Here is an 18,799-nt window from a genome sequence, read left to right as displayed (position 1 = left end):
TTACAGGGAATATAGTGATTCAGTCAGCCGTTGTCAACGTGGGTATATAATCCCCGTTTTTCTGGTGTGGGGATCCACGATCTCCGAGCATGGCCCTGGAGCCAGCGATCGAGTTTGACGGTCAGAGCGCAGGTTGACTCGTTCCGGTGCCTTGGTAGCGTTACCGCCTGCAAGGCCGGATCCCGTCACGCCGATCGGCCCTGTATAGCGGCACCTCGGCCCTATTGGTCCGCTTCCGGTTTCCGGGCGAAGCGGTTGGTTATCCGCTTCATCGTCGGTTATGCCACCCCGCAGCCAGCGACACCTTCCTTCTGCTGCTGCTGAATCTCTACGTCATGGGTTGTTGATCATGCACCTCCAGGAACTGAAACGTAAATCGCCTTCCGATCTCCTTGCCTTTGCTGAAACCGAAGGGGTCGAGAACGCCGGTAACCTGCGAAAACAGGACATCATGTATGCAATTTTGCGGGCGCGGGCGGACCGGGAAGAGCCGATCTACGGCGAGGGAGTGATCGAGGTGATGCAGGACGGGTTCGGGTTCTTGCGTTCACCTGAATCCAATTACTTGTCCGGATCTGACGACATTTATGTGTCACCTGCGCAAATAAAACGACTTGGTCTACGAACCGGAGATACAGTTGAAGGGGAGATCAGCCAGCCAGGTGAAGGAGAACGTTACTTTTCTTTGCTCAAACCCACGAAGATTAACTTCCGGACACCGGAGGAAGTTCGAAGTCGAGTAAATTTCGACAACCTCACGCCTCTATATCCTGACAGTGCCATCAAGCTGGAAGTGGAGACAGGATTGCCGGCGGGGGACAACACCTGCCGGGTGATCGAACTCGTGGCGCCGCTGGGCAAGGGGCAGCGCGGCCTGATCGTCGCACCCCCGAGAACCGGAAAGACGGTGGTTCTGCAGAACATTGCCCATGCAATCGAGGAAAACCATCCCGAAATCTATCTGATTGTCCTGCTCATCGACGAGCGTCCGGAGGAAGTCACTGACATGCGGCGTTCGGTTCGTGGAGAGGTTGTCAGCTCCACGTTCGATGAACCTGCGACACGGCATGTTCAGGTGACCGAGATGGTGAACCGAAAGGCCAAACGGCTGGTTGAAAACGGTTATGACGTGGTGATTCTGCTGGATTCAATTACGCGTTTGGCACGTGCCTACAACACCGTGGTCCCGAGTTCCGGCAAGGTGCTGACCGGCGGAGTTGATTCGAATGCGCTGCAGCGCCCGAAACGGTTCTTTGGGGCTGCCAGGAACATCGAAGGCGGAGGATCGCTGACCATCATTGCCACTGCTCTGATCGAAACCGGTTCGCGGATGGACGAGGTGATCTTCGAAGAATTCAAGGGCACGGGAAACTCGGAAATCGTGCTCGATCGGAAGCTTGCGGACAAGCGCGTGTTCCCGGCGATCGACATCGCGAAATCCGGAACACGGAAAGAAGAATTGCTAGTCGAGGCCGAGGACCTCACGAAGATGTGGGTATTGCGGCGAATTCTGTCGCCCATGGGGACATCGGACGCAATGGAATTCCTGTTGGAGAGGCTTCGGCCGACCAAGAACAATGCCGAATTCTTCGACACGATGAACCAGTAGCCGAATACGAGAATTCGTGGTGCCGGTCCCGGTACTTGCCGCGATACCGACACCACCAATTCGGCGAATCTACGGGATCAGGAGCGTTGATCCCGTCGTCTTCCTTCCCTCGAGATCCCGGTGGGCCTGCTGCGCTTCGGCCAATGCATAGCGCTGGTTGATCTCAATCCGGACCTGGCCGCTACCCACGACATCGAACAGGGAAGCGGCGCTGGCTTCCAGGTCTTCGCGCTTCTTCGTGTAGGTCATCAGCGTCGGGCGCGTGATGAAGTTGGAACCGGCAGCCAGGACCGCAAGATTGATCGGATCCGTGGGGCCGGACGACTGACCGAAGAGCACCGCCATGCCATGCATCGCAAGGCACTGAATGGATTTGGACAGGGTTGTCTTTCCGATGCTGTCGTAGACGACTGGAACACCCTCGCCGTCGGTGATGTTCTTGACTTCCTCGACCCAGTCCACCTGATCGAAAAGGATCGGGTAGTCACACCCGTGGGCGCGCGCGAGCTCCGCTTTTTCCTCGGTACCGACAGTGCCAATCACGGTCGCGCCGAGCGCCTTCAGCCACTGGCAGGCAATCAGGCCTACGCCTCCGGCTGCAGAGTGGAAGAGTACCGTCATTCCCGGCTCGACACGAAATGTCCGCCGCAACAGGTACTCGGCGGTCATCCCCTTCAGCATCATGGCGGCGGCTTGCTCGTCGGTCACGGAATCCGGGACCTTGACGACCCGGTCGCCGGGCATCCGGCGGGTTTGGCTGTAGGCACCAGGGGGAGGAGAGGCGTAGGCGACCCGATCACCGGCGTGAAGTCCCGTGACGCCGGGACCGAGCTCCTCGACCACGCCGGCAGCCTCGAGACCGATGGGCCGCGGCAAGTCCGGTAACGGATAGATGCCCGAGCGCATGTAGGTGTCGATGAAATTGAGGCCAACAGCGGTGTGACGAACGCGGACCTCACCTTCCTGCAGGTCCCCCACGGGATATTCCTCCCACTGAAGAACTTCGGGTCCTCCCTGTTCGTGAATGCAGACGGCCATATTGGTCATGCGGAGTTCTCCGGCGCAGAAAAAATTCTTGGCTTGGGACGAAGGTAAGTGTTCAGATGCGCGAGGGTTCGCTCATCGGCGAGCGCGGCTGCCTCCCGGTCGTAGTGCTCGCCCCCTGGGCGTGCGAACGCGTGGTTGCAGCCGGGGTAGGTCTCGACGGTGACCTTCGGATGTTCATCGAGTGCCTCGTGAATCTGCTTTTGCGCCTCCGGGGGGCAGTACTCGTCCTCGGTAGCGACGTGGAGCAGCAGTGGACCACGAATCATGCGTGCCTGGTTCAGGGCAGTTTCAATTCCGACCCCGTAGTAACCGACGGCAGCCTCGATATCCAGCCCGCAAGCGGCGAGATAAGAGAGTTTCCCGCCGAGACAGAAACCCAGAGTCGCCGACGCGCCAGTGCACTCGTCTTGATGTCGAAGCCACCGCAGGGTCATGGCGACGTCTTCAAATCCCTTGGTCTCGTCGAACCCCTTGTAGAGTTCGAACGCACGGGACCATTCCTCCTCGGATTGGTCCGTGATCTCAACCTCCGGCTCCTGCCGCCAGAACAGGTCGGGCACTGCTACTGCGAACCCGAGCGCGGCATACTGCTCGGCAACCGCTCGCATGACCGGATTGATTCCGAAGATTTCCTGGATGACGACAATGCCGGGCGAGACTTTGCCGGGCGGCGCGGTGAAATAGGCGGTGAATTCCTCACCCTCGCGGGAGGGAATGCGCACGTAGCGGGAAGGCATGGACGGTTTCCTGATCGGGAAGCCAGAAGGGCGCGCAACCTACCGCAGAATTGGCGCTCCCGCACCTTGGAGGCGCGGAGACCGGTCAGGTCATCCTGGAGCGAAGGCGTCCGCCTGCAACTGCTCCAGGAGTTGGGAGAGCGCCGCGCCGCTGCTTACCGGCAGCGAGCAGGTGTTCCGATGGCAGGCATACGCCCGGGGCGACCCGCCGCCGCCGTCAAGCGTGGAGGCCGCATGACCTTCCGGCAGGTCGGCGCGCCCACCGACAACCCGCACCGTCCGCGCAGGCTGGGGTGCCCGCCAGGCGGCCGTCAGGAGTTCGCGAACGCCCGGCGCGTCGGGTTCCGAAGCTTCGATGACGATTTCCATGTTGCTGGCGAGCGTATCCGCTGCAGCCAGCAGCGATGGGTAGGCGGTGGGCGCCCTGACGGCTGCTCCGGACATCGACGTCAGGGCCTGTTCTGCGGCAGCCTTCCAACGCCCGTCGAACGTGAGGTGCCAAAGCCGGGCCATGACATCGGCCGCCACGCCGGCACCGGACGGCGTGGCGTCGTCGTGGCCAGAACGGGGTCGGGCGATGAGCTTCTCGCTGTCATCAGCCGTCCGCCACAGGCCGCCATCGTTTGCCCGGAAGTGTGCAAGAACCATGTCCATCAGCTGCTCGGCACGATGCAGCCAGCGCTCGTCGCCATCCGCCGTCAGAAGCGCCAGTGCCCCGTCGGCGAGGAACGCGTAGTCGTCCAGCATGCCCATGTGCTGGGCTTGGCCGGCGCGCCAGCTATGAAAGAGCCGTCCGTCAGGTTTCGTCATCTCCCTGTCCACGAACGAAAACGCCTCGCGTGCCGCCATGACCCAGGCCGGCTCGGCGAACACTGCTCCTGCTTCCGCGAGCGCCGCGATCGCGAGGCCGTTCCAGTCGGCCAGGACCTTGTCGTCGAAGGATGGGCGAATTCGAGTCGCGCGACGCACGAGCAGGGCCTGACGAAGCGGGGCCAATTCAGCGTCGTGTTCCCCGGGCGCCGAATCGAGTTGGTTGAGGATGTTTTTTCCCTCCCAGTTCCCCTCCTCGCGGACACCGTAGGCCATGCGGAACCGGTGCGAATCGGGCCCCAGTACGTCGTCGATTTCAGACGCGGTCCAGACGTAGTATCGGCCCTCTTCGCCTTCGCTGTCCGCGTCCAGCGAACTTGCGAACCCGCCTTCAGCCACGCGCATCTCATCGAGCATCCAGCTGATGGTTTCGCCGACCCGACGGGCCAAGACCGGCTTGCGGGTGGACCGCCAGACGGCGGTAAGGAGGCGCACGTAGCTGGCGTTGTCGTAGAGCATCTTCTCGAAATGTGGAACTAGCCACCGTTCGTCGACCGCGTACCGGGCAAGTCCTCCGCCGAGGTGATCGTAGATGCCGCCCGCCGACATGCGCTCGAGCGTCGTGACGACTCGCTGGTGCCGGGCATCGCCGGTACGGGCCCGGCGCCAGGCAAACTCCAGTACGGGAAAGTTGGGGAACTTCGGGGCCCCGAAGAAACCGCCAAGCTTCGGATCCAGTTGATCGGCGATCTGCCCCGTCGCGGCGTCCAGGTCCGACGGTGACGGCAAGTCGCCGGAATGCGCGACCGATAGCTGCTCCAGGTTTGCGCGAAGCGCGAGGGTGCTCGTCGTCACTCTTTCGGGGTCGCGCGCATAGGTGTCGGCAACAGCCGTCAGCAGGTCGGGAAATCCCGGCTGTCCGTACCGAGGGACGGGCGGGAAGTAGGTGCCGCCCCAAAACGGAAGACGTTCGGGTGTAAGGAACATGGTTAGCGGCCATCCACCCCGCTGTCCCAAGGCATGCAGTGCCGACATGTACAGGTGGTCGATATCCGGCCGCTCTTCTCGATCGACCTTGATGTTGACGAAATGCTCGTTCATGACGGACGCGATGGCCGCATTTTCAAACGACTCGTGCGCCATCACATGACACCAGTGACAAGCGGCATAGCCGATTGAAAGCAGAATGGGCCTCGAGGAGGAGCTGGCCTCTTCGAACGCGGCGTCGCACCAGGGCCACCAATGGACAGGGTTGTCACGGTGCTGGAGCAGGTACGGGCTGGTTTCACCGCTAAGGCGATTCATGTCGACTGCCTCCAGGCACGCGGTGTCACAAGCGCATTATGGACCAGTGGTCCACTTCCCCGACTCCCACCTCTGCGGGCTAGGGCTGCGGGGCGAGACGCCCGCTGGAAACGGGGCCCGGACGCGGGACGGATGTCACCGACCGGACGTGTCCTGTCCCTGGGGATCCGTCCGATCTGGCGGGCACGCATCTGACCGCGCTGCCAGGGCTACGAACCCGGCCGCGGGCGGCATTCCCGCGCCGGTATTTCCGCTAACCTGTGCGAGTGGAAGACGGTCGCCGCCGGAGAATGACGATGACGGGCCAGGATGTCGCCGACGAACTCTATTTCCGTTCGCATGTGTTCTGTTGCACGAATGTCCGCGCGCCCGGACATACGAAAGGATGTTGTCATGACCGAGGCGGTACGGACCTTCGGACATACATGAAGGCCAAAGTGCGCGAGCTCAAGCTCGAACGCGTGCGGATCAATGCGTCCGGCTGCCTCGACCGATGCGAGCACGGACCGGTCATGGTGATCTATCCGGACGGCGTCTGGTACTCGTGCAAGACGCGAAGCGATGTGGACGAAGTCATCGAGACCCACCTCCGCGGCGGCAAGGAGGTGAGCCGTCTCAAGTTGCCGCCGGCAGAGCCCGCTGGCTAGCTGCGGAAAGCGTACCCTTGGCGGGAGACACGATTGTTGCTCCGGCGAGCGGCCCTCCACCGAGCGCCATCTGCATCATCCGCATTTCCGGTCCAGCCACCAAGGCTGCGTTGCACAGCTTGTGTGGGAAGGAACTTTGTCCGCGCCGCTTGGCCCGCGTCACGTTGCGGGAAACTGACCGGACCGTGCCCCTCGACGAGGGGCTTGCCGTGTTCTTTCCAGGGCCCGACAGCTTCACGGGCGAGGACGTTGGTGAACTGCATGTTCATGGCAGCCGGGCTGTCATCGACGGCGTGATCGACGAACTCTGTCGGGTGCCCGACGTCCGACCGGCTGACCCCGGCGAGTTTTCGCGAAGAGCCTTCGCGAACGGCAAACTCGATCTCGTTCAGGCCGAAGGGATTGCCGACCTGGTGGCCGCGGAGACCCGCTTCCAGCGCATCCAGGCGGTTCGTCAGGTTCAGGGCGGCCTGAGCGAGCTCTACGATTCGTGGCGTTCCCGGGCCATCGAATGCCTGGCTGAAGCGGAAGCCTCCCTCGACTTCATCGACGAAGCCGACGTGGGGTCGGTGCCGCTGCAACCGGGCAAGACGCAGTCGCTTGCCCATGACATCACGGCGCACCTCGACGACGGCCGTCGCGGTGAGCGGTTACGTGAAGGATTTCGGGTCGCAGTGCTCGGCCCACCCAATTCTGGGAAGTCCAGCTTGGTGAACCTGTTGGCACGGCGGGAAGCGGCGATCGTTTCCTCCGCTGCTGGCACGACGCGCGACATCATCGAAGTGCACATGAACCTTGGAGGATGGCCGGTCACACTTGCCGACACCGCCGGAATCCGGAAGTCCGGCGACGCGATCGAGCGTGAGGGCATTCGGCGGGCGCTGAATTGGGCCAAGCAAGCGGACGTGATGCTGGTTCTGGGTGATCTTTCCACCGGGGAGAAGCCGCAGTTCGAAGTTACGGCGCCGCGATCGGTGCGGGTGTGGAACAAGTCCGATCTCCGCTCGCCGATGCAGGATCCACGCGTCCTGCCCGGCGATCTCGCGATCTCCTGCCGTACCGGTAGCGGCATCGACGGGCTGCTGGATGCGCTGGAAGGGGTGGTCGCTGCGGGAGGCGGTCACCCGGAGGAAGGACTGGCCCTCACGCGCGTGCGGCACCGCGAAGCGCTAAAGCGGGCGGCCAACGCGCTGCGAAACGTCCAGCACTCGGTTTCGACGGAGTTGGCCGCGGAAGAACTACGCGCCGCGGTGCATGCGCTGGGCCGGATCACGGGCCGGGTCGACGTGGAAGACGTGCTCGACAGGGTGTTTTCTAACTTTTGCATCGGAAAATAGGCGGGCGCGCAGGCCGCCGCCGACCGGTACGGTCATGCGCCAACCCGGAATCCGAGGGCCTGGAAACCGTCTCAATCAGGTGCGATCTGCCCCGTCGCGGCGGCACCGCGCGGCTGGTTCGGGTGTCTTGAAGACCCTATGCAGGTATGGTTTGCTCTAACGCCGGAAACAGCGCGGATACCGGTTGGGAGAACGACCATGGCCTTGATCAAGTTGGTCCGCACGTTCGCGGTAATGTTGCCGGTCGTCGTTGTCGCGTTCTCCGCTCGCGGTGCGGACACGGTCAAACTGGGACTGATTGAACCGTTCTCTGGTCCGATCGCTGCTGTCGGCCGTGACACGCTCGAAATCTTTGAATTCTTTGCAAACGAAGTGAATCAGCGGGGCGGTGTTCTCGGTGGCCGTCACATCGAGATCGTTCCGCTCGACAACGCGATGAACGCGGAGAAAACGACACAGCAGCTTCGCAAGGTCATCGACGATGAGATCCGCTTCGTGAGCCAGGGGGTGGGGTCAAACCACGCGCTCAACATCATCAAGTTCCTGCAGCGCCACAACCGCCGAAACCCGGACCAGGCCATTCTCTACCTCAATCATTCCGCGGTTACGACCTCGTTCACGAATGAGCTGTGCTCCTTTTGGCATTTTCGCTTCGACGCGAACGTGGACATGAAAGTGGCTGCGCTGGTTACGCAGCTCGGCCGTGATCCATCGGTTCAGAAGCTCTACATGCTCAACCAGAACTATGCCTACGGGCAGGCCTTTCAGGCCGCGGCGCAGCACATGCTCACCGAGCGGGCGCCTGGTATTGAACTGGTTGGCGACGAGTTGATCGTGCCATTCGGGAAGGTGCTCGATTTCACCCCGTACATCGCGAAGATCAAGGCTGCGGGCGCCGACACTGTCCTGACGGGTAACTGGGGTCCCGACCTTGTGCGGTTCGTCAAGGCAGCTTCCGAAGCCAACCTTGATGCATCCTTCTACACCATTTACGCAGGTATACCGAGCTCAGTCGCCGGCATTGGTGCGAAAGATGGTATCGCGACGCGACTGAAGCAGGTCACGGAAATGCACGAGAATGATCCGTTGTATGACCAGCAGCCTGCCGAACTCCTGGACACCTACGACCGTTGGCGTCAGCAGACGGGCAAGAGCATTTATTCGGAACGCATGCGATGGACGATCGAGTTTTTCGCTGCGGCGCTGGATAAAGCGGGAAGCGATGATCCCGCCTTGGTCGCCGCCGCGATGGAAGGCATGACGATGGACGGACCGGCAGGACCGCTGGTGATGCGCGGCGAGGACCATCAGATCATCTTCCCGATGGTCATCAGCACCATGGCCGAAGACTTGGAACGACCGTACATCTACGAAGGCGACAATTACGAAGTAGCGTTTGCGACGGATGGCTGGATCATGTCGGACGCGATCGAGCTCCCGACCACATGTGAGATGAAGCGCCCGTGATCGGCTGACGCGCGCGCCGCGTAGCTGGCCAAGCGCCAGGCAATTCGGTCTGGGCGAATTCAGGTGGAAAGCTTCATCTTCGCGATGTTCAACGGCGTGCTGTACGGCATGCTGTTGTTTTTGCTGGCCAGTGGACTCACGCTGATTTTCAGCATGATGGGCGTGTTGAATTTCGCCCACGCCAGCTTCTTCATGCTGGGTGCCTACTTTGCGTATCAGATCAGTGAGGGACTGAACTTCTGGGCGGCATTGATCGTGGCGCCCGTGATCGTCGGCATGGTGGGGGCGGGAATCGAGCGCTGGGGGCTGCGACCCGTCCATCGATACGGCCATGTCGCTGAGCTGCTGTTTACGTTCGGGGTGGCCTACGTAATTGAAGAGCTGGTACAGATGATCTGGGGACGGGTCCCGGTCCCGTACGAAATCCCCGATGCAATGTCGGGCGCGCTGTTCACGTGGCAGGGGTTCGACTACTCAATCTATCGAGTCTTCATGCTCGTGGTGTCGGTAGCCATCTTCGTCGCCCTATTCGCCTTGCTGACCTATACGCGCATCGGTCTGATCATCCGTGCCGCGGTGTCCGATCCGATCCACGTCGCGACGCTGGGACACGATATTCCGCGCATCTTCATGTGGACGTTCGGGTTCGGCTGTGCCTTGGCCGGAGTAGCCGGAGTGGTCGGCGGAAACGTTCTGGGTACCGAACCGGCGATGGCCATCCAGCTCGGGCCCATTGTCTTCGTGGTCATCGTCATCGGTGGTCTGGGCTCGCTCGGAGGGGCCCTGGTTGCGGCCCTGATCATCGGGATCGTTACCAGACTCGCCATCTTTTACGACTACGGACTCGGCAGCCTCGTCTTGGCGCTCGGGTTGGAGATTGACACCGCGGGCATGTTGCGGGACTTCACGCGCATCACGACCGCGCAGGTTGCTCCAGTGCTTCCGTACCTGATGCTGGTCCTGATGCTGATCTTCAAGCCCCGCGGTCTATTCGGTACTCGTGACGTATGAGCATGCTGATGGGCAGGCTGGCTCCGTGGATCGGGGGCGCAATCGTGCTGATGGCGCTGCCGCACGTGTTTTCGTCCGGCTTCGCGCTGACCTTGATGAGCCAGATCGGGCTGCTCATCGTGTTTGCCCTGGCCTACAACATGCTCCTGGGCCAGGGAGGGATGCTGTCGTTCGGCCACGCCGTCTATTTCGGCCTCGCCGGTTATTTCACCGTTCACTACCTGAATTTCATCTACGAAGAGGAAGTCCCCTACATCCCGGTAACACTGATCCCGCTGCTGGGCGGCCTCGTCGGTCTGTTCTTCGGAATCCTGATTGGCTACGTCTCCACCCGCCGCGCCGGGACCACGTTCGCGATGATCTCACTTGGGTTCGGGGAAATGGTTACCGCCCTGACGCTGGTGCTGGTGGCCATCTTCAACGGTGAAGACGGAATCCAGACCGACCGTGTGATCGGCGAGGAATTGTTCGGTGTCACCTACGGGCCCAACATCGAGGTCTATTACCTGATCGCCGGATGGTGTCTGCTCTGCACGCTGGCGATGTTCCTGCTCACGAGGACCCCGTTCGGGCGCATCTCTAATGCGGTCCGTGACAATCCCGAGCGCGTGGAGTTCATCGGGTATTCCAGCCAGCGAATCCGCTGGCTGGCTTTCTCGCTGTCTTCCTTCTTCGCGGGGATCGCCGGTGCGCTGCATGCCGTGAATATCGAGCATGTCGGTTTCGAGCAGGTAAGCGTGATTCAGTCAGGCCTGGTCCTGTTCATGGTTTACATTGGCGGCACCGGAAGCTTCGTTGGCCCGATAATCGGTGCCACGCTGCTTTATTTCCTGCAGAGCACGCTGACCGGCGTCACCGAGGCATGGATCCTTTATCTCGGGGTCATGTTCGTGGCGGTCATCATGTTCTTCCCGGGCGGCTTGGCCGGGCTGATCACCATGCATCAACCCATTTGGCGCGTGCATTCGCGTCTCCTGGCGCCATTGCTGATCCCCTATACGCGCTTCTTCGCCGCTCTGGTCGCGTCGGTCCTGGGCTGTATCGGCCTCATCGAGATGCTGTATTTCCGCAGCTCGCGTCTGAGCACGGAGACCGAACTCGTCATCTTCGGCATTGAGAGCGACCCGTTTTCCGTGGTCCCCTGGATCGTCTTTACCGGCATCGCTGTTGCCGGCGGGTTCGCGGTCCGCAAGACCTTGCCGAGCGCGGTTTCGGCCTGGAATACCGCCATCGCGGACGCGCGCGCATTGCCACGCAGATGAACAGCGCCCTGACACTGACCGGCGTTCGGAAGAGCTTTGGTGCGACGGAGATTATTCGCGGAGTCGATCTGGAGATCCAGGATGGCGAGCGACACGCGATTATCGGGCCGAACGGGGCAGGCAAGTCGACGCTCTACAACCTGATCAGTGGGCGGTTTCCTCCGTCCGCCGGCGGTATCCGCCTGTATGATACCGACATCACCAACAAGAAAGCCTTTGAAATCAACCGATTGGGATTGACCCGGTCGTTTCAGGTCACGAACATCTTCGCGCGGATGAGCGTGTTGGACAATGTCCGATGCGGCTGCCTGTTCGCGTTGGGTCACCGGTATGCCTGGTGGAAGCTCGTGGGCCGCCTGCGTGACTTGAACGACCGGACCGCGCTGATCCTCAAGGACATAGGTTTGTGGGGGAAGCGAGACATTCCCGCGGGCCTCCTGTCGTACGCTGACCAACGTGCCCTGGAACTCGGAATCGCAGTGGCCGGCGGTGCGAATGTGATCCTGCTGGATGAGCCCACGGCAGGCATGAGCCACTCGGAAATTGAGCAAGCGGTGTCGCTCATCCGCCGAATTTCGGAAGGCAAGACGCTCGTGATCGTGGAGCATGACATGGGCGTCGTGTTTGATTTGGCAGATCGGATTTCAGTTCTCGTGTATGGCGAAATCATCGCCACCGGCACGCCCAGCGAGATTCGCTCCTCCGCGGCCGTACAGGAGGCCTACTTGGGCACGGGAGCAAACTGATGCTGGAAGTCCGGGATTTGCACGCATACTATGGAAAAAGCCATATTATTCAGGGCGTAAGCCTCAACGTCGGCGCGGGAGAAATTGTCAGCTTGTTGGGACGCAACGGCGTCGGGAGATCGACCACGCTGAAGGCGATCACCGGCGAAGTGGAACCTGTAGGAACGATCTTGTTCAAGGGCGAACAGATCGCGGGCTGCAAGATGCATGAAATTGCCCGCCGAGGAATCGGATACGTCCCGGAGAACCGCAACATTTTCCCGACGTTGACGGTCCGACAGAACCTGATACTCGGGATCAAGAACATGCGTGAACAGGGGCGGTGGTCGATCGACGATATGTTCCAGATGTTCCCGAATTTGGCCGAGCGGGCGGATGCGTTGGGATCAGTGATTTCGGGCGGTGAACAGCAGATGCTGACGATCTGTCGCACGCTCATGGGGGACCCCGATCTCATCATGATTGACGAGCCGACCGAAGGGCTGGCGCCGAAGCTGGTCGAACAGGTCTCAGGCTTGCTGGCTGAAATTGCCAACCGGGGCGTTGCGATCTTGCTGGTCGAGCAAAAGCTTGCCATCGCACTCGAAATTTCTCATCGGGTGCACGTGATGGGGCACGGAAAGATCGTATTTGAAGGTTCCGTCAGCGAGTTTCGGGCAAACGACCAGGTTCGCAAGGAGTGGCTCGAGGTCTGACGGGTCGCGGTCTGCTTGGCGCTTCCCGTCGGCGTCCTACTCAACAGCGCTTCCGCTGAAACATCCCGATTCCTTCCATCGTCATCACGACCACACCGTCTTGGTTGCGCATCTCGTAGGCCCACCGCACGTTGCCGCGATCAGGCCTACTCCGTGATGGCGTGACCTCCTGCACAGTCGCCCTGGCTGTCAGCACATCGTCGGGTCGAACCGGGTGGCGCCAGCGAACTTTGTCGACGCCCGGCGAGCCGAGGCTGGCCGCGTCGTGCAGCAGCCCCTCCACGAACAGCCGCATATACAGGGAGATCGTATGCCAGCCGCTGGCGATGATCCCTCCGTAAATTGAATCCGCCGCGGCGCGTTCATCAACGTGAAATGGTTGCGGGTCGAATTGCCGGGCAAAAGCAACGATGTCGCTGCGAGTAATCCGGCATGTCCCGAGATCAAATTCGTCGCCCGGAGCGAAGTCATCGAAATAGCGCATGGTCGGTTGATCCTGCCGCGTACTGGTTGTCATGGCGTGGGCGCCCAGAAACGAGCTTGGGTCTGACATGAAGCGGGAATCCGCTAGTTCGCGCGATAGCGGGCGACAAAGTCCTCATCAATGGAGACTCCCAGTCCCGGCCGTTCCGGGATTTCGACCATCCCGTCCACTACGGCAAAGTCTTCGACCGCGAGCTCGTGCAACAGCGGGTTGGCGCCAAGGGAGTACTCCAAGATAAATCCGCTGCTTGCCGCCGCGGCGACATGCATGCCGGCTGCGAACGTCAGGGCGCCCCCCCACATGTGGGGGGCAAATCGGATCTGGTGGGCGCTTGCCAGCGCCTCGATGCGCATCAATTCCGTGATGCCGCCCGCAATGGAAGGGTCGGGCTGGAAGATGTCCGCGGCGCGAAGCAAGGCCAGGTCGCGGAAGGCAAACCGCGTGAACTCCGATTCCCCAGTGGCGATCGGTATGTCGGTCGCGGCTCTCACGTCAGCGAGGCCGGTTTTGTCATCAGCAGTTACGGGTTCTTCCAGCCAGTCGATGTGGCAGTCTGCCACGGCTCGGCAGAAACGCTTGGCTTCAGCTGAAGTCCATGTTCCGTGGGCATCGCACATGATGCCGATCGAAGGCCCGAGGCCCTCGCGTGCAGCGCGCACTCGAGCGATCGAGTGCGCAAGGGTCCCATCGCCTGCGCCGACGCGCATCTTTACGGCGGAAAAATTGCCCCGATCGATAAACCCTTGAAGTTCGGCCGCAATCTTGTCTGCTGGCGCCCAACCCCCGGATGCGTATGCCGGCATCCGCTCCTGACGTCGGCCACCCAGCAATCGCCAGACCGGGACCCCGAGCGATTTTCCGAGGAGGTCCCACAGCGCGAGATCGATCCCGCTGATTGCGGCCATCGTGATGCCCCGGCGTCCCATGATCGGAAACACGTGGCCTCGTTGGATCGCGTAGTGAGCGCGCGACCCGTTGTACATGACGTCCCAGAGGCGCGAGATGTCACGGGCATCCTGCCCGACCAGTACAGGGCCGAGTTCCGCTTCGATGAGAGTGCACAGGGCCTGGCAATTGGCAACGCTGCCCACCTGCGCCTTGGCTTCCCCAAAACCGGTTACACCATCTTCGGTTTCGATCCTGACCAAAGCAGAATCGAAAGAATCGACGGCTCCAAAGTCTGAACGATGCTGGCGCTCCGTGGCGATGGGCACGTGAAGCCAATCGGCGGAAACTCTGACGATTTTCATAGGGTTGCCTGTAAGATTGCCGCGAGGTGATCGAGACTAGAAACCGAACTGTAACTCTGTCACGCTGGACGCGACAGCGATGGCGGGAGCAGGCCATGACATCGATCCGGTGGGGAGTTCTGGGTGTCGCGCGCATCGCCGCCGAGAAAGTCATCCCGGCCATGCAGGCAGGCGAGCATTGTTCGATTGAGGCGATTGCCTCCCGTGACCTAGCGCGCGCGCAGGCCGCAGCCACCTCTCTGGACATCCCGCGCAGTTACGGGAGTTACCGGGAGCTCCTCGATGATCGTGCCATAGACGCAATCTACAATCCGTTACCTAACCATCTGCACGTGCCGTGGACGGTCCAGGCGCTTGAGGCAGGCAAGCACGTTCTTTGCGAAAAACCGATTGCGTTGACGGCGACTGAAGCCGAAACACTGCTCGACGTGCGTGACCGTACCGGACGCCAGGTCCAGGAAGCGTTCATGGTGCGGCATCATCCGCAGTGGAAGAGAGTGCACGAACTTATCTCCTCCGGACGCCTGGGCGAGGTGCGCGCGGTTCAAGGTGTCTTTGCCTATTCCAATCATGACCCACTGGACATCCGAAACCAACGAGAGACCGGCGGCGGCGGAGTCTACGATATCGGCTGCTATCCTACTGTTATTTCTAGGTTTGTGTTTGATTCGGAGCCGACGCGCGTGAATGCGCTGTTGGAACTTGATCCTATTTTCGGGACGGACCGATTGGCATCCGCGATTCTGGAGTTTCCTGCTGGACAGGCCAGCTTCATCTGTTCCACCCAGGTGGCCCGCCACCAGAGCCTGATCGTGCTCGGCACGGAAGCATGGCTTCGAGTGGAATTCCCCTTTGTAATGGAGCCAGACCGCGCTTGCCGCCTGTTTATTGGAGGAGGCAGCTATCCGGGGCCGGTTCCGGACGAGATTGTCGAAATCCCGCCAGTTGACCACTACACCAGCCAGGGTGAAGACTTCGCCGTCTGCCTCCTGGAAGGGCGCCAGATTCCGTATCCCATCGAGGACGCCATCGCAAACATGAGAGTGCTCGATGCACTATTCGAGTCGTCCCGCAGTGGCAAGTGGGAGCATGTCGCCACCACATAGCGGCGTCACCACTCGCGAATCGCGCTTCAACTGGCGAGACGCCGGGATTCCGTGAAACGTGAGGGAAAATTGTCCTTCCTGCCGCAGGGTGTCGGGTAGGGTTTGGCTGGAAAGCATGCCGATGTTTCACGTGAAACATCGGGGATTGTATGCCTTGGTGCCCCAATCGCTTGGCTTCCGTGGACACAGGAGTGTTGGGTTGATCAACCTGGGTGAGGATTAGCGTATGGTTGAAGTTCTCGACGTGCTGGCCCGTTCGTGCCTGGTGTCGCTGTTCGTCGCGGCCTGCATCTGGGCGACGTGGGTCTGGTGGCGGTCTTTCGGCCACTGGTAGCCGCCGGTTTGGGCACTACTCGATATGGATCCCGAAGCATCGGTATGCCGTGACGTGCACAGGCGTCGGGGAGAGAGTCGTCCAGCCAGCAGATAGGTTCCAATGCGGAAGAATTTGATCGACCCACAGCGGTTCGATGTCTTAGTTGTCGGGGGCGGGCACGCCGGCTGTGAGGCAGCTGCGGCCGCTGCGCGCATGGGGGCCCGAACAGGCCTGGTCACCCACAGCTTCTCTACCGTCGGCGCCATGTCGTGTAACCCGGCATTTGGCGGTGTGGGCAAAGGTCACCTCATGCGCGAGGTCGATGCGTTGGATGGACTGATTGCCCGCGCTGCAGACTTGGCCGGCATGCAGTTCCGCGTGCTGAACCGCAGTCGCGGGCCGGCAGTGCACGGACCGAGATGCCAGGCGGACCGGAAGCTGTATCGCGCGGCCATGCAGGATTTGCTGCGCGAACAGGCGAATCTCGAGATCGTGGAAGGATCCGTTGAAGATCTCGTGCAAGACCGAGATCGGCAGGTCACCGGAATCGTATTGGGAGATGGCAGGACGCTCCGGGCGGGCGCCGTCGTCATAGCCACTGGAACGTTCCTGAGGGGCATGATCCACGTGGGCGAGTCACGGACTCCTGCTGGTCGTGCCGGCGAGGCTCCTGCCACGCGACTCGCCGAACGTCTCGCTGCGTCCGGATTTCGAATGGGCCGATTGAAGACCGGCACGCCGCCTCGTCTGGACGGCACAACCATCCACTGGAGCGATCTGGAGGTGCAGGAAGGGGATCCTGTACCGGAACCACTGTCGCTCATGACTCAGCGAATTCACCGACCACAGATCCCGTGCCATATCACCTGGACGAACGATGCAATGCATCGGTTGGTTCGGGACAACCTGCACCGGACACCGATGCATTCGGGCCAAATTGAGGGAAGCGGACCACGATACTGCCCATCAATCGAGGACAAGGTCGTGCGGTTTGCTTCGCGGCCGCGGCACCAGATCTTTCTCGAGCCGGAAGGTTATGAGGATTCAACGATTTATCCCAACGGAATTTCAACGTCATTACCGGCGCCAGTCCAGGAACAGATGCTTTCGTTGATCAAGGGGCTGGAAACCGTGCGTATGGTTCGTCCGGGGTACGCCATCGAGTACGACTACGTCGACCCTCGGGAACTGCATCCAACGTTGGAAACCAAGCGGATCCGCGGGCTGTATTTCGCGGGCCAGATCAATGGCACAACCGGTTACGAAGAGGCAGCCGCACAAGGTGTGGTCGCCGGCATCAATGCGGCGGGTCATTCGTCAGGCCGTCACGCGTTCGTGTTGGACCGGGCCGAGGCATATATCGGTGTCTTGATTGATGATCTCACGACCAGGGGCGCGCCCGAGCCTTACCGCATGCTCACGTCGCGCTCGGAATACCGGCTGCATTTGCGGGCTGACAATGCCGACGAACGCCTGACCCGAAAAGGTGAGGCGGCAGGCGTTGTCGGAACCTTGCGCTCACGCCTATTCGCCGAGAAGTCAGCCAAGCTTGAGACGGCGCGCCAGCTGCTCCAGGAAACTAGGGTCAGTACATCGTCGGTGCGGCGTCACGGCATCGCAGCTTCTGATGACGGCGGACGTCGATCGGCCATGAAGTATCTGGGCCATCCCGGCGTGACCATTGTGAAGCTTGCTCAGATCTGCCCAGAGCTGAACGCCATTGACGCGTCAGTGCATGGCATTCTGGAGGCCGACGCGCTGTACGCTCCCTACAGGGCGCGACAAGACGAAGACATTCGTGCCTACCGGCGCGACGCGGCCGTCCAGCTTCCCGACAGCATTGACTACGACTCAGTCGGCGGCCTGTCCGCTGAGGCAACCGAGGCATTGCAAGCGGGCCGCCCGTCGACCTTGGCGTCAGCTTCGCGCTTACCCGGTGTAACCCCGGCGGCTTTGACGGCGGTCGTCGCCCACCTGCGGAAGATGTCTATCCGGGCATGAGCAGACGTGCTCGTGTCTGCAGCGGAATGTTTCACGTGAAACATGGGTCCCGACATAACAAGGGGCCGCGGACCGCTGTAACGAACCCGGAGTCGGTCGGACGTCGGCAAGAAGGCACCGAATGCCAAAGTTGGGGCCGGGTCTGGCTCTAGCGACTGCTGGGATCGACGTCTAGCCGGAAGACAATCCCCTTCAAGGCGTCGCTATAAGCTGGGTAGATCGTTGTCACCAACGGATCATGGCCGGGAACGATGTGGCCGGCGCTGTCGGCAAGGCCGGCGATTCGATCGTGCCCCTTGAGCATGTCTGCGACGGAAAAGACGATCGGGAACGGCGCAGATTGTTCCATGTTTTCAAAGAAATGCGCGGCATCGGAGGCAAGTACGACCCATCCTCTTCGAGTTCGCACCCGAACGCACTGCAGGCCCATGGTGTGGCCGCCAAGAAGATGTACGGACACCCCGGGGGCGATCTCCCGATCACCGTCATGAAACACGACCCTTCCCTGGAAGGCCTTCCGGACCAAGTTGCACACGTGATCCGGTGTATACGGCGTGGCGAACGTGCGGCGCGCCATGTACGGGCCCGTCGCAAAGTGCATTTCTCGCTCCTGTAGGTGGAAGTTGGCCTCGGCGAAGTGCTCGATCGTGCCGGCATGGTCATAGTGCAGGTGTGTGATGATGACGTCGCGCACCTTGGCGCTGTCAACCCCAAGCATGGCCAGTCCGTCACGGGGGGCCCGTTCCACGGTCCGGCCGCGCCGCTTGCCCTCAGCCTCATCGAAGCCGACATCCACCACAATTGATCGCTCTTCATTTCGTATCAGCCAAACGAAGTAGTCGAGCGGCATGTTTCCTTCGTGCGGGTCCGCCCCGATGAAGTTTTCATGGCGCTTCCGGTTCGCATGCGTTCCGTAGCGGATCGCGGTGACTTCCCAGGTGTCGGTCATGGGTAACTTTCCGTAAGGCG

Annotated in this window: 16 protein-coding genes; 10 read left to right on the top strand and 6 right to left on the bottom strand. The window is 61.2% G+C overall.

The features are described 5' to 3' along the window. Positions 1-349 precede the first annotated feature (349 nt). Positions 350-1,609, top strand: coding sequence for a transcription termination factor Rho (gene rho, locus OXH60_01385; protein ID MDE0710772.1), 1,260 nt, complete (start codon positions 350-352; stop codon positions 1,607-1,609). 69 nt (positions 1,610-1,678) lie between these two features. Here rho and OXH60_01380 read toward each other — a convergent pair whose 3' ends face one another. From OXH60_01380 to OXH60_01370, 3 genes are all read right to left on the bottom strand, one after another. After that, the gene (locus OXH60_01380) at positions 1,679-2,656 is read right to left on the bottom strand and encodes a quinone oxidoreductase (protein ID MDE0710771.1); all 978 of its coding nucleotides are present in this window, start codon (positions 2,654-2,656) and stop codon (positions 1,679-1,681) included. After that, the gene (locus OXH60_01375; GenBank protein ID MDE0710770.1) at positions 2,653-3,393 is read right to left on the bottom strand and encodes a dienelactone hydrolase family protein; all 741 of its coding nucleotides are present in this window, start codon (positions 3,391-3,393) and stop codon (positions 2,653-2,655) included. Before OXH60_01375 ends, OXH60_01380 begins: the two co-directional genes overlap by 4 nt. Positions 3,394-3,483: 90 nt before the next feature. Beyond that, the gene (locus OXH60_01370) at positions 3,484-5,508 is read right to left on the bottom strand and encodes a thioredoxin domain-containing protein (GenBank protein ID MDE0710769.1); all 2,025 of its coding nucleotides are present in this window, start codon (positions 5,506-5,508) and stop codon (positions 3,484-3,486) included. Between the two features lie 296 nt (positions 5,509-5,804). Between OXH60_01370 and OXH60_01365 the strand changes: the two genes are divergently transcribed. The 7 genes from OXH60_01365 to OXH60_01335 all read left to right on the top strand — a co-directional run bounded on the left by OXH60_01365 (position 5,805) and on the right by OXH60_01335 (position 12,673). Beyond that, positions 5,805-6,155 (top strand): (2Fe-2S) ferredoxin domain-containing protein, encoded by a 351-nt coding sequence (locus tag OXH60_01365; protein ID MDE0710768.1) that lies wholly within the window; start codon positions 5,805-5,807, stop codon positions 6,153-6,155. Positions 6,156-6,172: 17 nt separating this feature from the next. Beyond that, positions 6,173-7,492 (top strand): tRNA uridine-5-carboxymethylaminomethyl(34) synthesis GTPase MnmE, encoded by a 1,320-nt coding sequence (gene mnmE, locus OXH60_01360; protein MDE0710767.1) that lies wholly within the window; start codon positions 6,173-6,175, stop codon positions 7,490-7,492. Between the two features lie 198 nt (positions 7,493-7,690). Next, complete coding sequence (locus OXH60_01355; protein MDE0710766.1) at positions 7,691-8,959, top strand: branched-chain amino acid ABC transporter substrate-binding protein; 1,269 nt, start codon at positions 7,691-7,693, stop codon at positions 8,957-8,959. Between the two features lie 63 nt (positions 8,960-9,022). Further along, positions 9,023-9,970, top strand: a complete 948-nt coding sequence (locus OXH60_01350; GenBank protein ID MDE0710765.1) for a branched-chain amino acid ABC transporter permease — start codon at positions 9,023-9,025, stop codon at positions 9,968-9,970. After that, on the top strand, positions 9,967-11,232 hold the full coding sequence (locus tag OXH60_01345; protein MDE0710764.1) for a branched-chain amino acid ABC transporter permease: 1,266 nt from the start codon (positions 9,967-9,969) through the stop codon (positions 11,230-11,232). The genes OXH60_01350 and OXH60_01345 overlap by 4 nt, the downstream gene beginning before the upstream one ends. Beyond that, a complete protein-coding gene (locus tag OXH60_01340; protein MDE0710763.1) occupies positions 11,229-11,978 on the top strand; it encodes an ABC transporter ATP-binding protein in 750 nt (249 codons plus the stop codon). The genes OXH60_01345 and OXH60_01340 overlap by 4 nt, the downstream gene beginning before the upstream one ends. Further along, positions 11,978-12,673, top strand: a complete 696-nt coding sequence (locus OXH60_01335) for an ABC transporter ATP-binding protein (GenBank protein ID MDE0710762.1) — start codon at positions 11,978-11,980, stop codon at positions 12,671-12,673. The genes OXH60_01340 and OXH60_01335 overlap by 1 nt, the downstream gene beginning before the upstream one ends. A 40-nt stretch (positions 12,674-12,713) precedes the next feature. On the opposite strand, the gene OXH60_01330 is transcribed toward OXH60_01335, so the two are convergent. Both OXH60_01330 and OXH60_01325 read right to left on the bottom strand, forming a co-directional pair. Continuing rightward, positions 12,714-13,226 carry a MaoC family dehydratase gene (locus OXH60_01330; GenBank protein ID MDE0710761.1) on the bottom strand — a complete coding sequence of 171 codons (513 nt, stop codon included), beginning with the start codon at positions 13,224-13,226 and terminating at the stop codon, positions 12,714-12,716. 14 nt (positions 13,227-13,240) lie between these two features. Continuing rightward, the gene (locus tag OXH60_01325) at positions 13,241-14,407 is read right to left on the bottom strand and encodes a mandelate racemase/muconate lactonizing enzyme family protein (protein ID MDE0710760.1); all 1,167 of its coding nucleotides are present in this window, start codon (positions 14,405-14,407) and stop codon (positions 13,241-13,243) included. Positions 14,408-14,502: 95 nt separating this feature from the next. Here OXH60_01325 and OXH60_01320 point away from each other — a divergent pair, with 95 nt between their 5' ends. Together OXH60_01320 and mnmG are read left to right on the top strand one after the other, a co-directional pair. Beyond that, a complete protein-coding gene (locus OXH60_01320; GenBank protein ID MDE0710759.1) occupies positions 14,503-15,513 on the top strand; it encodes a Gfo/Idh/MocA family oxidoreductase in 1,011 nt (336 codons plus the stop codon). Positions 15,514-15,949: 436 nt separating this feature from the next. After that, a complete protein-coding gene (gene mnmG / locus OXH60_01315) occupies positions 15,950-17,830 on the top strand; it encodes a tRNA uridine-5-carboxymethylaminomethyl(34) synthesis enzyme MnmG (protein ID MDE0710758.1) in 1,881 nt (626 codons plus the stop codon). 148 nt (positions 17,831-17,978) lie between these two features. On the opposite strand, the gene OXH60_01310 is transcribed toward mnmG, so the two are convergent. Then, the gene (locus OXH60_01310; protein MDE0710757.1) at positions 17,979-18,779 is read right to left on the bottom strand and encodes an N-acyl homoserine lactonase family protein; all 801 of its coding nucleotides are present in this window, start codon (positions 18,777-18,779) and stop codon (positions 17,979-17,981) included. Positions 18,780-18,799: the final 20 nt, after the last annotated feature.

The sequence above is a fragment of the Rhodospirillales bacterium genome, assembly GCA_028824295.1.
GTDB lineage: Bacteria > Pseudomonadota > Alphaproteobacteria > TMED109 > TMED109 > VXPW01.
The sequence above is the reverse complement of the archived record's forward strand: the minus strand, read 5'-3'. Positions and strand labels throughout refer to the sequence as shown.

Excerpts from the sequence above, each read along its gene's own strand:
- rho (MDE0710772.1), top strand. The coding sequence starts at position 350 with ATGCACCTCCAGGAACTGAAACGTAAATCGCCTTCCGATCTCCTTGCC.
- OXH60_01380 (MDE0710771.1), bottom strand. The coding sequence starts at position 2,656 with ATGACCAATATGGCCGTCTGCATTCACGAACAGGGAGGACCCGAAGTT.
- OXH60_01375 (MDE0710770.1), bottom strand. The coding sequence starts at position 3,393 with ATGCCTTCCCGCTACGTGCGCATTCCCTCCCGCGAGGGTGAGGAATTC.
- OXH60_01370 (MDE0710769.1), bottom strand. The coding sequence starts at position 5,508 with ATGAATCGCCTTAGCGGTGAAACCAGCCCGTACCTGCTCCAGCACCGT.
- OXH60_01365 (MDE0710768.1), top strand. The coding sequence starts at position 5,805 with ATGACGGGCCAGGATGTCGCCGACGAACTCTATTTCCGTTCGCATGTG.
- OXH60_01355 (MDE0710766.1), top strand. The coding sequence starts at position 7,691 with ATGGCCTTGATCAAGTTGGTCCGCACGTTCGCGGTAATGTTGCCGGTC.
- OXH60_01345 (MDE0710764.1), top strand. The coding sequence starts at position 9,967 with ATGAGCATGCTGATGGGCAGGCTGGCTCCGTGGATCGGGGGCGCAATC.
- OXH60_01340 (MDE0710763.1), top strand. The coding sequence starts at position 11,229 with ATGAACAGCGCCCTGACACTGACCGGCGTTCGGAAGAGCTTTGGTGCG.
- OXH60_01335 (MDE0710762.1), top strand. The coding sequence starts at position 11,978 with ATGCTGGAAGTCCGGGATTTGCACGCATACTATGGAAAAAGCCATATT.
- OXH60_01330 (MDE0710761.1), bottom strand. The coding sequence starts at position 13,226 with ATGTCAGACCCAAGCTCGTTTCTGGGCGCCCACGCCATGACAACCAGT.
- OXH60_01325 (MDE0710760.1), bottom strand. The coding sequence starts at position 14,407 with ATGAAAATCGTCAGAGTTTCCGCCGATTGGCTTCACGTGCCCATCGCC.
- OXH60_01320 (MDE0710759.1), top strand. The coding sequence starts at position 14,503 with ATGACATCGATCCGGTGGGGAGTTCTGGGTGTCGCGCGCATCGCCGCC.
- mnmG (MDE0710758.1), top strand. The coding sequence starts at position 15,950 with ATGCGGAAGAATTTGATCGACCCACAGCGGTTCGATGTCTTAGTTGTC.
- OXH60_01310 (MDE0710757.1), bottom strand. The coding sequence starts at position 18,779 with ATGACCGACACCTGGGAAGTCACCGCGATCCGCTACGGAACGCATGCG.